The 13005-nt window shown below is 68.6% G+C and carries 15 protein-coding genes; 12 read left to right on the forward strand and 3 right to left on the reverse strand.

From position 1 onward, the window contains the following. Positions 1-27 precede the first annotated feature (27 nt). The 7 genes from CGL27_RS40825 (at position 28) to CGL27_RS40855 (ending at position 5872) form a co-directional block, all read left to right on the forward strand. On the forward strand, positions 28-1176 hold the full coding sequence (locus tag CGL27_RS40825) for an acetyl-CoA C-acetyltransferase (protein WP_119992541.1): 1149 nt from the start codon (positions 28-30) through the stop codon (positions 1174-1176). A gap of 90 nt (positions 1177-1266) precedes the next feature. Next, a complete protein-coding gene (locus CGL27_RS40830; RefSeq protein WP_078639575.1) occupies positions 1267-1890 on the forward strand; it encodes a TetR/AcrR family transcriptional regulator in 624 nt (207 codons plus the stop codon). A gap of 204 nt (positions 1891-2094) precedes the next feature. After that, complete coding sequence (locus tag CGL27_RS40835; protein ID WP_119992542.1) at positions 2095-2463, forward strand: nuclear transport factor 2 family protein; 369 nt, start codon at positions 2095-2097, stop codon at positions 2461-2463. Next, complete coding sequence (locus tag CGL27_RS40840) at positions 2460-2837, forward strand: hypothetical protein (RefSeq protein WP_014056523.1); 378 nt, start codon at positions 2460-2462, stop codon at positions 2835-2837. Before CGL27_RS40835 ends, CGL27_RS40840 begins: the two co-directional genes overlap by 4 nt. A 57-nt stretch (positions 2838-2894) precedes the next feature. Then, entirely contained in the window at positions 2895-3215 is a 321-nt protein-coding gene (locus CGL27_RS40845; RefSeq protein WP_078639573.1) for an EthD domain-containing protein, read from the forward strand. Between the two features lie 90 nt (positions 3216-3305). Further along, positions 3306-4811 (forward strand): class I adenylate-forming enzyme family protein, encoded by a 1506-nt coding sequence (locus CGL27_RS40850; RefSeq protein WP_119992543.1) that lies wholly within the window; start codon positions 3306-3308, stop codon positions 4809-4811. Continuing rightward, the gene (locus tag CGL27_RS40855) at positions 4808-5872 is read left to right on the forward strand and encodes an MBL fold metallo-hydrolase (RefSeq protein ID WP_119992544.1); all 1065 of its coding nucleotides are present in this window, start codon (positions 4808-4810) and stop codon (positions 5870-5872) included. The genes CGL27_RS40850 and CGL27_RS40855 overlap by 4 nt, the downstream gene beginning before the upstream one ends. 65 nt (positions 5873-5937) lie before the next feature. Here CGL27_RS40855 and CGL27_RS40860 read toward each other — a convergent pair whose 3' ends face one another. Then, the gene (locus tag CGL27_RS40860) at positions 5938-6696 is read right to left on the reverse strand and encodes a TetR family transcriptional regulator (protein ID WP_205587833.1); all 759 of its coding nucleotides are present in this window, start codon (positions 6694-6696) and stop codon (positions 5938-5940) included. Between the two features lie 132 nt (positions 6697-6828). Between CGL27_RS40860 and CGL27_RS40865 the strand changes: the two genes are divergently transcribed. The 3 genes from CGL27_RS40865 to CGL27_RS40875 all read left to right on the forward strand — a co-directional run bounded on the left by CGL27_RS40865 (position 6829) and on the right by CGL27_RS40875 (position 9523). After that, complete coding sequence (locus tag CGL27_RS40865; RefSeq protein WP_119992545.1) at positions 6829-7614, forward strand: electron transfer flavoprotein subunit beta/FixA family protein; 786 nt, start codon at positions 6829-6831, stop codon at positions 7612-7614. A 57-nt stretch (positions 7615-7671) separates the two neighbouring features. Beyond that, positions 7672-8634, forward strand: coding sequence for an electron transfer flavoprotein subunit alpha/FixB family protein (locus tag CGL27_RS40870; RefSeq protein WP_119992546.1), 963 nt, complete (start codon positions 7672-7674; stop codon positions 8632-8634). 220 nt (positions 8635-8854) lie between these two features. After that, positions 8855-9523: a class I SAM-dependent methyltransferase gene (locus CGL27_RS40875; RefSeq protein ID WP_119992547.1), complete on the forward strand. Its 669-nt coding sequence runs from the start codon at positions 8855-8857 to the stop codon at positions 9521-9523. 48 nt (positions 9524-9571) lie between these two features. Here CGL27_RS40875 and CGL27_RS40880 read toward each other — a convergent pair whose 3' ends face one another. Together CGL27_RS40880 and CGL27_RS40885 are read right to left on the reverse strand one after the other, a co-directional pair. Then, positions 9572-10528 (reverse strand): alpha/beta hydrolase, encoded by a 957-nt coding sequence (locus CGL27_RS40880; protein ID WP_119994794.1) that lies wholly within the window; start codon positions 10526-10528, stop codon positions 9572-9574. A 47-nt stretch (positions 10529-10575) separates the two neighbouring features. Further along, complete coding sequence (locus CGL27_RS40885; RefSeq protein WP_205587834.1) at positions 10576-10818, reverse strand: hypothetical protein; 243 nt, start codon at positions 10816-10818, stop codon at positions 10576-10578. A 180-nt stretch (positions 10819-10998) separates the two neighbouring features. Between CGL27_RS40885 and CGL27_RS40890 the strand changes: the two genes are divergently transcribed. Together CGL27_RS40890 and CGL27_RS40895 are read left to right on the forward strand one after the other, a co-directional pair. Beyond that, positions 10999-11967 (forward strand): hypothetical protein, encoded by a 969-nt coding sequence (locus CGL27_RS40890; protein WP_119992548.1) that lies wholly within the window; start codon positions 10999-11001, stop codon positions 11965-11967. A gap of 71 nt (positions 11968-12038) precedes the next feature. After that, positions 12039-12953 carry a helix-turn-helix transcriptional regulator gene (locus CGL27_RS40895; protein WP_119992549.1) on the forward strand — a complete coding sequence of 305 codons (915 nt, stop codon included), beginning with the start codon at positions 12039-12041 and terminating at the stop codon, positions 12951-12953. Positions 12954-13005 lie beyond the last annotated feature (52 nt).

Consider the following 13005-nt stretch of genomic DNA (forward strand, 5'->3'; position numbering starts at 1 on the left):
CCTCCCCGAAACCCCTGGAGCCCCACCGTGTCGGAAGCATTCATCGTCGGAGCCGTCCGTACCCCCGTCGGCCGCCGCAAGGGCACGCTCAGCGGCGTGCACCCCGCCGATCTCGGCGCCCACGCGCTGCGCGCCCTGCTGGAGCGCACCGGAGCCGACCCGGGCGCCGTCGACGACGTGTACTTCGGGTGCGTCAGCCAGATCGGCGCGCAGACCGGCAACGTCGCACGCACCGCATGGCTGTCGGCCGGGCTGCCGCAGCACGTCCCCGGCACCACCATCGACCGCCAGTGCGGTTCCTCCCAGCAGGCCGTGCACTTCGCCGCCCAGGCGGTCGGCTCCGGGGCCGCCGATCTGGTGGTGGCCGGCGGGGTGGAGGTGATGAGCCTGGTGCCCATCGCCAGCCCCATGACCGTCGGCGAACAGGCCGGTATGGGCAGTCCGTACGCGGGGGACGGCTGGCGCCAGCACTTCGGGGACCAGGAGGTCTCCCAGTTCCGCGGGGCCGAACTGATCGCCGAGAAGTGGGGCGTCTCCCGGACGGACATGGAGGAATTCGCGCTCACCAGCCACCAGCGCGCCCTCGCCGCCCAGGCCGACGGCGCCTTCGACGACGAGATCACCCCGGCCTTCGGGCTCACCGCCGACGAGGGGCCGCGCGCCGACACCACCCTGGAGAAGATGGCCGGGCTGAAGCCCCTGACCGAGGACGGCCGGCTGACCGCCGCCGTCTCCAGCCAGATCTCCGACGGCGCCGCCGCCCTGCTGATCGCCTCCGAGGAGGCGGTGAGCCGCCACGGCCTGACCCCGCTCGCGCGGGTGCACACCATGGCCGTCGTCGGCTCCGATCCGATCCATATGCTGACCGGCCCGATCCCCGCCACCGAGAAGGTCCTGGACCGGGCCGGGCTGTCGATCGGCGACATCGATCTGGTGGAGATCAACGAGGCGTTCGCCTCCGTCGTCCTGGCCTGGCAGAAGGAGATCGGCGCCGACCCGGAGCGGGTCAACGCCTTCGGCGGCGCCATCGCGCTCGGTCATCCGCTCGGCGCCACCGGCGCCCGGCTGATGACCACGCTCGTCCACCAACTGCACAGGACCGGGGGGCGCTACGGTCTGCAGACGATGTGTGAGGGCGGCGGCATGGCGAACGCGACCGTGCTGGAGCGCCTTTGACCCGCGGTTGTTCACGTCGATTGGCAACTGAGTTCAGCTTGGGGCTACTCTCGGGTACGGACACGGTGGGCTTCAGCCAGGAGACGAGGCATGGCGACGAGAATCGTTGAACCGGAAGCGGGACCGAGGTCCAAGCGCGCCGCCATCCTGGCGGCCGCCGTCGACTGCTTCGGCGAGGCCGGTTTCGAGGCCACCAAGTGGTCCACAGTGGCGGAGCGGGTCGGCATCGGGCAGACGGCGCTGTACCACTACTTCGAGTCCAAGACGCACTGCCTGCTGACCATCATGCGGCTGGAGCTCCAGCGGTCCCACGACAAGTTCACGGAGGCGACCGAGGGCGTCGAGGACCCGACCGAGGCGCTCCGGGCGGCCGTCCGCGCGGCCTACGACGTCTCGGACCAAGAGGTCCTGCAGATGCGGATCCTGCACAACCACATGGATCTGCTCTCCGGCACGCGCAAGTCCAAGCGGGAGGAGGCCGAGCGCGTCGAGGCCCGCAAGCTGGTTCAGCTCGTCGAGCGGAACTGGACGAACCTGCTGGTCCGAGGCATGTCCATGGGCGCCTTCCCGCTCCGGGACGCGCAACTGCTGGGCTCGGGTGTGCTCGGCCTGATCGTCAGCGTCTGGCGGTGGTACCGGCCCTCGGGGCCGACGCCGCTGTCGGAGGTCAGCGAACTGATCGAGGGTGCCTGCGTGCGCATGGTCGCCACGTGACCCCCTGAGCGGCCCCCTGTCGCTTCCGGCCCCCGGCGGATATCCGCCGGGGGCCGTTTCACGTTTCGTACGGACTCTTGTCAGCCGTGTTTCCCCGGGATTAGCATCCAACCTGAATTGAACTGAACTCAGGTTGATCTGGGGCCCGCCGCGGCGGCCCCGGGTCCCCGGGAGCGCTCGGCCACCAATCGAAAGGGCGCAGTCATGACGTTGCGCACGTATATGGCCAGTATGGACAGCGACCATCCGGAACGGACGCTGGACCTGCTCGAATCCGACTTCCGCTTCCTCATCGCCCTGCCGGGCAGTGAGGTCACCGGCACATCCAAGGAGGACTTCGCCGCGTACATCGCCGGCCGGAACCCCAAGGACCGGTCGCATGAGATCCTGCGCCACAGCCGGGACGGCGACGTCGAGACCGTGTACGGGGTGGTGACGGAGGGCGGGCGGTACGCCGGCTCCTTCCTCTCCGCCGCGGTGATCTCGCCCGGCGGGCTCCTGTCGCGCTACCAGTCCTTCTTCACCACCTCGTTCGAACTGGTCGACTGGGCGGACGACGGGAGCCGGGCATGACGGACACCCCGGCCGCGGCCCCCTTCCTCACCGCGTGGTTCGAGATACTGGACGGTGACGAGCCGTCCCGGATCCTCGACCTGATCAGCGACGACTTCTCGCTGTCCATCCTGTTCTCCACCGGCGACGGCAACGCCACCGACTTCGCCGGGGACCGCGCCGCCCTGGTGGGCTACCTCGAACAGCGTGAGAAGGGCACCCGCACCCACCATCTGCTCTCGGCGACCACGCTCGGCCAGGAGGAGCTCTTCCTGGGCGAGGTACGACGTGCGGGCGTCCCCGAGGCCAGCTTCGTCGCCGCCGGTCAGGTGAACGGCGAAGGCCGACTGCGGCGCCTGCTGATCGGGCGCTCATCCGAGATCCGCTTCACCTGACCGGTGTCGGACCCGCTCACCACCCCCATCCCCTCAACCCCGTGCGGAGCACCCGTCATGTACAACCTCGTCCTGCTGGCAGCCCGGCCCCCGGAGTGGACGCATGAACAGTTCATCACCTGGTGGCGCGGCGACCACGCGGAGCTGACCTACCGCCTGCCCGGGCTGCGCGCCTGGCGCCACACCGACATCGACACCGCTCTGGAGCCGCGTTCCGAGGGCTGGGACGGGATCTCCGTGCTCGGCTTCGACTCCCCGGAGGACCTGAAGAAGGCCCTCGCGAGCCCCGAGTGGGCCGAGGCCGTCGCCCAGGTCGGCGACATGAAGGGCCGCCGGATCGCGGTCATGGGGCACGAGGCGGAGATGTTCGCCGCCTGAGGATGCCGGGCCGCCCGGCCCGGTCCAGCGGCAGGGCAAGCCCCACAGAGTTCGGCAAACGGAGTTCGGCACAGCGCAACGAGGGGCAGGATGCGACAGGTAGTGCGGGAGTTCCAGCAGAAGGCGGAAGAAGCCGACTTCATCGCCGTGATCGACGACACCGGCAACCATACGGCCCGGCAACTGCTCGACGAGGCCCTACGGCTGGCCGGAGCGCTGTCCGCGGGCGAGCCCGACGGCTCGGTCGGCACCGTCCTGGTCCAGGCGGACAACTCATGGCGCACCGTCGCCGCCACCCTCGCCGTAGGACTGCGGGGCGGGGTCCTCGCGGTGGTCAATCGGCACACCACACCCGCCGAGTTCACCGCCGCATGGGAGGACATCCGCCCGGACGCCGTCGTCGCCGAGCCCTCGGCGATGGACGAGTGGGCGGTGCCCACCCGGCTGCCGGACCCGGCGCGGACGGTGCTCGACGGCTGGACCTGCCGGTCCGCACCCGACAAGCGCGAGGTGTCGCGGTGGTCCGGCGGCGCCCTCATCGGCCTGACCTCCGGATCGACCGGGCGCCCCAAAGGCGTCGTCCAGTCCGAGCAGGCCCTGCGCTACGCCGCCACGAGCACCATCAACGTCAACGGCCTGTCGCCGGGCGACGCCATCGCCGCGATCGTGCCGCTGTCGTCCACGGCCGCGTACTGCTTCGGGGTCTATCTCTCCCTCGTGCTGCGCGGACCGCTCGTCCTGACCGGGAAGTGGGACCGGGCGGTCGCCCTGCGGCGGATGGCCGAGGCCGGTGTCCGCTGGACCATGTGCGTACCGACCATGGCGCTGCAGATGGGCACCGAAGCGGCCGGCTCCGGCGTCCTCCGGGGCGTCCGGTCGATCACCGTCGGCGGCGGGCCCATGGACCGCGGAGCCCTGGCCCGGGCCGAACGGTCCCTGGGCACCAAGATCCTCCGCGTCTTCGGCATGTCCGAGTGCCTGGGCCACACCTCGCCGAGCCCCGACGACCCCGAGGAACTCCGGCTCGGCAGGGACGGCCGCCCCTTCCCGGGGACGGACGTGCGCGCGCTCACCGCGGACGGTCAGGCGGCCGGCCCGGGAGTGACCGGCCGGGCGCAGGTCCGCGGCCCTTCCCTCTTCCTCGGGTACGCCCGCGAGGGCAGGACCGATCCACCGGCGCTGACGGAGGACGGCTACCTGCCCACCGGAGACCTGCTGATGATCCACGAGGACGGCACCCTCACCATCATGGGCCGCGAGAAGGACATCATCATCCGCGGTGGCCGCAACATCGACATCACCGAGATTGAGCGCGCGGTCGCCAGCCATCCGCGCGTGGCCAGAGCCTGTGTCGCGCCGGTCCCCGACGATGTCCTCGGCGAACGCGTGGCGCTGCTCGTCGTCGCCGAGGACGGCGGCGGCGTCGAGCTGGACGAGGTGACCGGCCATCTCGAGAGCGTCGGTCTGTCCAAGACCAAGTGGCCCGAGTACGTCTACGACGTCGAGGAGCTGCCCCAGACGAAGGTCGGCAAGCTCGACCGGGGCGGAGCCCGGGACCTGGCCATCAGGCTGCACACCCGCGAAGGAGGATCATGACGCCACGGTTCGACCAGACTCCCTGGGCGGAGGCCGGCATCCAGACCGTACAGCCCGGGGTGCACCGCGTGCCGCTGCCACTTCCGGGCGACGGGCTGCGTGCCGTCAACGTCTATCTCCTGGAGGATCTGGCCGACGACGGCATCGTCATGATCGACGGTGGCTGGGCGATCCCCGAGGCGCGCAAGGTGCTCGAGGACGCCCTGGCCGCCATCGACCGCGACCCCGGCGACATCAGCCACATCCTGGTCACCCACATCCACCGCGACCACTACACACAGGCGGTGGAACTGCGTCGGCTGCTGGGCTCGCGCGTCTATCTCGGCGCGGGGGAACGGCCGGGCCTGGAGATGCTCGACCGGCTGCGCAGCGACCAGCCCGTGGGCGCGCTGCGAACCCTGCGCGCGGCGGGAGCCGGGGACCTCGCCGACCACATCGAGGCGATGGAGCACGGCGGCTACGACCCGAGTGTGTGGGAGGCCCCCGATCGCTGGCTCGGCGCGGAAACCCTGCGCTTCGGCGAGCGCGAGCTGCGGGTCGTCCCCACCCCCGGACACACCAAGGGCCATGTGGTCTTCCTGGACGAAGAGCGGGGGCTGGTGTTCTCCGGGGACCACGTCCTGCCGCATATCACCCCGTCCATCGGCTTCGAGCTGGCCGAGCCCGGCGGCCGTCCGCTTGCCGACTACCTGGACTCGCTGCGGCTGATGACCCGCTACGCCGACGCCCGCCTGCTGCCCGCACACGGGCCGGTGGCCGAGAGCACCCACACCCGGGTCGCCGAACTGCTCGCCCACCACGACGAACGGCTGGCCGGAAGCCTGGCGGCGCTGGGCGAGAACACACTCGACGCCCACGCGGTGGCGCGTGAGCTCGCCTGGACGCGCCGGGCCGTGCCGTTCGCGGAGTTGAGCGCCTTCAACCAGATGCTCGCGATCAATGAGACGGCCGCGCACCTGGATGTCCTGGTGCTGCGGGGGCGGGCGACGGTGGCATTCGCCGACGGGGTGCATCGGTACACGCGGGCGGCACCGGGCGGGTCGGCGGCGCCGCCCTCATGAACCCGGGACATGGTCACGGTATGGCACTGAGTACCCTCTCAAGGCGCTGAGTGCCACGCCGGTGGCTAGCCGTCCCCCAACGTCTTCTCGATCTTCTGCACCACGCGCCACAGGGGAGCCTTCCGAGGCGCGACGATGACGACCACATCGTCCTCCTCGCTCTCCGGCGCGGGGGTGGCGCCGCTCTCCGCGGATTCGCGGGCACTGCCCCACGTCTGCCGGACGAACGCCAGCGACTGATCCACCGCCTTCGCGCCATCGCCGTGCCCGCCGCTTCGCAGCCAGGTCCGCAGCCCGTTGTTGTGCGCGGCGACGATGGCCGCGGCCTGCACTTCGGCCCGCAGCGCTCCGTTCGGGTCTCCCGCATAGCGTTGCCGGAGGTAGTGGGCCAGGGTGCGCTCGTAGCGGTGCATCACGGACACCTCGTAGCCGCGCAGGCTGGGCACCTCGCGGGTGAGCCGATAGCGCTGCACGGAGAACTCCGGGTTCGCGGTGTACATCCGCATGACGAGGCGGGCCGCGTCACAGATCACGTCGAGCGGTTCGCCGTCGGTGCTCGTCGCGAGGAAGGCGCTCATCTCGGTCAGGCAGCGCTCATGGTCGGGGAAGACGACGTCTTCCTTGGACGGGAAGTAGCGGAAGAACGACCGGCGCCCCACTCCGGCCCGCGCCACGATGTCGTCCACCGTGGTCCGCTCGAAGCCATGCTCCACGAAGAGCTGGAACGCGGCCTCGATGAGCACCTCGCGCATGGGTGCTTTGCCGGACGGCCCGGGCCCGCTCACCGCCGCGGTCGCCCCGCCTTCGTCGCGTACGTCCGCCATGAAGGGAACGTAGCATCAGCGCCCGGCGAAAGCGACACTGAGTACCTTTACTGAGGGTACTGAGTGCCATACTCTCGTTCAGGTGCTCCGGTGGGGCAGCGCGGACATCCACGAACAGTAAGGAGAGCCGGCGTGAGCTTGAGGATCGTTGTCTGTGTGAAGTATGTGCCCGATGCCACCGGCGATCGGCACTTCGCCGAGGATCTGACCGTCGATCGTGACGATGTGGACGGCCTGCTCTCGGAGCTGGACGAGTATGCGGTCGAGCAGGCGCTCCAGATCGCCGATGAGGCTGACGACGCCGAGATCACTGTGCTGACCGTCGGTCCGGAGGATGCCAGGGACGCGTTGCGCAAGGCGTTGTCGATGGGTGCGGACAAGGCCGTGCATGTCGAGGACGACGGTCTGCACGGTACCGATGCGCTGGGTACCTCGCTGGTGCTGGCCAGGGCCGTTGAGAAGACCGGTTATGACCTGGTGGTCTGTGGTATGGCGTCCACGGACGGCACGATGGGTGTGCTTCCGGCGATGCTGGCGGAGCGGCTGGGTGTGCCGCAGGTGTCGTTGCTGTCGGAGGTGTCGGTCGAGGACGGCACGGTCAAGGGGCGCCGTGATGGTGACACCGCGACGGAGTTGCTGGAGGCGCGGCTTCCGGCGGTGGTGTCGGTGACGGACCAGTCGGGTGAGGCGCGTTACCCGTCGTTCAAGGGCATCATGGCGGCGAAGAAGAAGCCGGTGGAGTCCTGGGACCTGGAGGACCTGGAGATCGAGTCGGACGAGGTCGGTCTCGAGGGTGCCTGGACCGCGGTGGACGGTGCCACGGAGCGTCCGGCCCGTACCGCGGGCACGATCGTCAAGGACGAGGGCGAGGGCGGCAAGCAGCTCGCCGAGTTCCTGGCGGGTCAGAAGTTCATCTGAGCCCTTCCCTCGCCCCCATTTCTTTCGCATTTCGCATGTCGCAGGAGAGCGATTCCCATGGCTGAAGTCCTTGTCTATGTCGATCACGTGGACGGTGCCGTCCGCAAGCCCACTCTGGAGCTGCTGACCTTGGCCCGCCGCGTCGGTGAGCCCGTCGCCGTCGCCCTGGGTGCGGGTGCGGAGAACACGGCGTCCGCCCTTGCCGAGCATGGCGCCGTGAAGGTGCTGACCGCTGACGCGCCCGAGTTCGCCGACTACCTTGTGGTGCCGAAGGTGGACGCGCTCCAGGCGGCGTATGAGGCGGTGTCCCCGGCCGCGGTGCTGTTCCCGTCCTCCGCGGAGGGCAAGGAGATCGCGGCGCGGCTCGCGGTCCGTATCGGGTCGGGCATCATCACCGATGCGGTGGATGTGGAGGCGGGTGGGGAGGGTCCGGTGGCCACGCAGTCGGTGTTCGCCGCCGCCTTCACGACCAGGTCCCGGGTGTCCAAGGGCACGCCGGTGATCACGGTGAAGCCGAATTCGGCGGCTGTGGAGGCTGCTCCGGCCGCGGGTGTGGTCGAGGCGTTGTCGGTGTCGTTCTCGGAGCAGGCGACGGGGACGAGGGTGGTGTCGCGTACGCCGCGTGAGTCGACGGGGCGTCCGGAGTTGACCGAGGCGGCGATCGTGGTTTCCGGTGGCCGTGGTGTGGGGGGTGCGGAGAACTTCCCCGTCGTGGAGGCGCTGGCCGACTCGCTGGGTGCGGCGGTGGGTGCTTCGCGTGCGGCGGTGGACGCGGGCTGGTATCCGCATACCAATCAGGTCGGTCAGACGGGTAAGACGGTTTCGCCGCAGTTGTATGTGGCGGCGGGTATCTCGGGTGCGATTCAGCACCGGGCCGGTATGCAGACGTCGAAGACGATCGTGGCGGTCAACAAGGACGCGGAGGCTCCGATCTTCGATCTGGTCGATTACGGCGTGGTCGGTGACCTCTTCGAGGTCGTCCCGCAGCTGACCGAAGAGGTCAAGACCCGCAAGGGCTGACGTCGGACCGGCGGCCCCGTGCGCCTTCCGCGAGCGCGGGGCCGACGTTCGCCCTCGGGCGGCCCGGACACCTGATACGCACCTGCTGGGACACCTCGCGCGAGCAGCGAGGCCGAGAAGAAGCCCAGGTGATCGCGGAGGCGGTCACGACGGAGGACGCCGCCATGATCATCGACGCGTTCCCGCGCCCTTGAGGTGACCGTCGTCCTATCGTTGGCCGATGCGCGCACACCGTATAGACCGCCCGGCCGATCTCGACGTGGTCCGTGAGTCCTATGACCGGGTGGCCGACAACTACGCCCATATGGTGGTGACGACGGGAGTCGGCGACATCCGGCGCCATCCCTGGCTCAAGGCGTCAATCGATGTCTTCGCCGACACCGTGGGCGAGCTCGGGCCTGTCCTCGACGTCGGCTGCGGACCCGGGATGGTGACCGCCTACCTCGCCGAACGCGGACTCGACGTGTCCGGAGTCGATCTCTCACCCCGCATGATCGAAAACGCGCGCCGTCTTCACCCGCAATGCCGCTTCAGCGTCGCCTCTGTCACCGACCTCGACCTTGGGGAGGCGTCCCTCGGCGGCGTACTCGGGTGGTGGTCGCTGTTCACCCTTCCTCGCGACGTCCTTCCCCAGGTCCTCGCCCTGTTCGCGCGCGCCCTGAAGCCAGGCGGACACTTCATCACCGGGACACACGTCGGCGACGAGGACGTGGTGCGCACCGAGATGTACGGAGGTGTGCCCGTTCGCTGGACGACACACAAATGGCGGCCGGAACAACTCGTGGACCTGATCGAGCAGGCCGGCCTGCACCCGGTCGCCGAACTTCGGCTCCCCGCGGCTGAGCACACCGGGCCGAGCGTGGTCGTCATGGCCAAGCGCCCCGCCTGAGGACCGGGCGCGCCCGGATATCAGGTTCGGTGACTCGGCGGGCCGGGCTCAGGAGCGGGCCGTGAGGAATTCGATGAGCGCGGCGTTCACCTCTGCCGGGCGTTCCTGCTGGGTCCAGTGTCCGCAGCCCGCCAGTTCGAGGGGCTCGCGTCGCAGGTTGGGCATCAGATCGGGCAGGCTCGCGATGAGTTCGGGCGCGCCGGGGAAAGCGGGAACGGGGTCGCGGTCGCCGTAGATGTACAGGGCGGGCGGGGTGACGACGGCGCCGTGCCAGGGCGCGGTCAGTTCCCAGTTGCGGTCGAGGTTGCGGTACCAGTTGAGAGCTCCGGTGAAGCCCTTGGAGAAGCTCTCGGTGAGCGTGTCGAGGTCGTCCTCGGTGAACCACTCCGGCAGTACGTCGGGGTCCGTCATGGTCGCGAGCCAGCCCCGCTCGGGGTCGACGAGCGGCTGGTTGACCGCGTCGGGAGCGTCGCCGGAAATCGAGTAGAAGATTTTCCGCAACGTGGTGCGGGTGTCCCTCGCGAACTCGGCGTCGGCGACACCGGGGCGGTTGAAGTAGTTCCAGTAGAAACGGCCACCGAACCTTTTCTCCATGGCGACCAGCGGAGGCTGCGCGCCGCGGAACGGTGGTGGCACGCTCAGACCGGCCACCCCGAGCACCATGTCCGGCCGTAGCAGCGCGGTGTTCCAGGCGACCGGCGCGCCCCAGTCGTGCCCGACGACGTACGCCTCGTCCTCGCCCAGTGCCCGGATCAGACCGACGACGTCGCCGACCAGGTGGAGGATGCTGTACGCGTCGACGTCGTCGGGATGGTCGCTGCGCCCGTATCCACGCTGGTCCGGGGCGACCACTCGGAAGCCCGCCTCGACCAGGGGACCGAACTGGTGGTGCCAGGAGTGCCATGATTCAGGGAAGCCGTGCAGGAGCACGACCAGGGGGCCTTCGCCTTCCTCGGCGATGTGCAGCCGAATCCCGTTCGTCTCGACCATGCGATGCTCAACCATGCGTACGAGCGTACGCGCCATGATCGTCGGAGCCGTTGCGGACAAGGTCACGCCGTTCCTTCGAAGACGATGACCTGGCGTCCGACGATGTCACCGCGCCCCAAGGCTTCCAGATTCTCGTTGATGTCGTCGAGCCTGACTTCGGTGACGTTGTGTTTGCCGAGGTCGGCCTCGCGACGGCTGCCAGTGCGCCTTCGGGGCCCAGCAGGTCGAACCCCATGGAGATCGATGCCTCGCTGCCGACGCGGTCCAGGATGGCGCCGATGGTTCTCCGGCCGGTCAGCCAGCATGGTCCCGCGGTTCCAGGGATAAGCCGGGTACTGGTTGAGCCACGCGGGTGCGCTGATGCTTCTTCCCGCAGGCCACTTCGCGGTTGCCGGGAGATCTGGCGGAACATCCGTTGTTCCCCTTCCCTCCTGCTTGCCGCAGTGGCCCGCCTGTTATGAAGCGCATCACCTTCGGAGGCGATCATGCCGAAACACCTTGTCTTCCGCCTGGCGGTGACCACTGCCGGCGCCGTGATCGGACTGACCGCGGTCTCGTCAACAGCCGAGGCGGCCGCGCCGCCCCTCTCGCACCCGCGGATCGTCGCTCACTTCGACCGTCCAGCCGGGCAGGTGGCGGAGAGCGTCATCGTGCGGCCGAACGGGTCAGCCGATGTCGGCCTCATCCTGTCGCGGCAGGTGGCTCACGTCACGCTTGGCGGACGTGTCGAGGTATTGGCGACCATGCCTCTCCCCGCGGATGGGGGCGTGAACACCCCTGGCACCGGGTTCGCCGCGGTGACGGGGATCGAACGAACGCCAGATGGAACCCTCTACTTCCTGTATTCGGCAGGGGACGAAAACCTCACCGGTCTATGGAAACTGCGTCCGGGAGGCAAACCGGAGCGCGTCGCCGCTCTGCCGGCGGCGAGCTTTCTCAACGGACTTGCCAGGGACGACCGTACGGGGAACTTCTACATCACCGACTCCACACAGGGCAGAGTGTGGCAGGTCGGATCGCACGGCGGAACTGCCAAGCTCTGGGCCGTGGGAGAGGATCTCGCCCCGACTCACTTCTTCGGCGCCAACGGCGTGAAGGTGCACAACGGAGCTGTGTGGGTCTCCAATATCGATCGAGGAACAATCCTTCGGATACCGCTGACCGACAAGGGAACCGCTGGTCCGCATCAGATCACGGCATCCGGACTCGACAGCGTCGATGATTTCGCCTTTACCGGCCGTGGTGATCAGCTGCTGGCCGCACTCAACGTCCCGAGCAAGCTGGTTCTCATCACTCCGGGCGAAGCCGACCGTACCGTCCTCGATGAGAGCGATGGTCTGCAGAACACCACATCCGTGGCGGTCGACGGCGACACGGTCTACGTCGCCAGCGGGGCGCTCACCACAGGCGGGGATGCGAATCTTCTGACGGCCCATCTCGGTCACCACGACTAAGGCGCCCGCCCAACTTATCCCAGGAACGGCAGTACCATGTTACCGACCGCAGGGTCGGTAACAATGGGATCATGAGTCGTCCAGAGAACTCGCTGGGTAACACGCTGCGTGCATGGCGTGCCCGAATTACGACTGAAGACGTTGGACTGCCGGCCACCCGCCGGCGGCGCACCGCCGGCTTGCGCCGCGAAGAGCTTGCCCATCTGGCGGGAATATCCACGGATTACCTTCTCCGTCTTGAACAGGGCCGGTCTCAGCGCCCATCGCGCGATGTCGTGGCCTCACTCGCCCGCGCGCTGCGACTGAGTACGGATGAAACCTGCCATCTGCACCTGGTGGCCGGGCTTCTTCCGCCGACGCCCCCCAAAATCCCGCATCTGATGCCGCCTGGTGTACAACGGCTCGTCAGCCGCTGGGGGAACATTCCGGTGGGAGTGTTCTCCGCCTCATGGACCCTGCTGACATGGACATCCATGTGGGCGGCCTTGCTGGGTGACCCGTCCCGTCGCTCGTCGGAAGAACGAAACCTGGTACGCGCGGTGTTCAACGAGCCGTCGGACACGGACCATCCGCACTTTCCCGTCGAGCAGAGCACCGCGGAATTCAAAGCTGCTCTCGTCGTAGACCTTCGGATAACGCACGGAGCATATCCTCATGATGAGGACTTCAGAGCTCTGATTGACGAGGTCATGAGTAACAGCGAAGAGTTCCGGGCCCTGTGGAGCACTCCAGCACTCGGCTCCCGCCTGGGCGGCCACAAACGCCTGCGGCATCCTCTGGTGGGCGAGATAAGCCTCGACAACGATGTAATGAAGGTGCCTGACCACGATGTGAGGATCGTTACCTATACGGCAGAGCCCGGCACTTCGGACGAGGAAAAGCTGGAGTACTTGCGCATTGCTGCCGCCCAGGCGTCCGTGAGAGGCGAAACCGTCCTGGCCGACGCGAGGACTGCTGGGCGTCGCGGCACTGGACGTTCCGGCTGACCCCCGGTGCGGCGGGGGGCCGCTTCCACAGCAGAGCCGGGGGACAGCCGGA

The organism is Streptomyces sp. 11-1-2 (genome assembly GCF_003595545.1).
GTDB classification, from domain to species: domain Bacteria; phylum Actinomycetota; class Actinomycetes; order Streptomycetales; family Streptomycetaceae; genus Streptomyces; species Streptomyces hygroscopicus_B.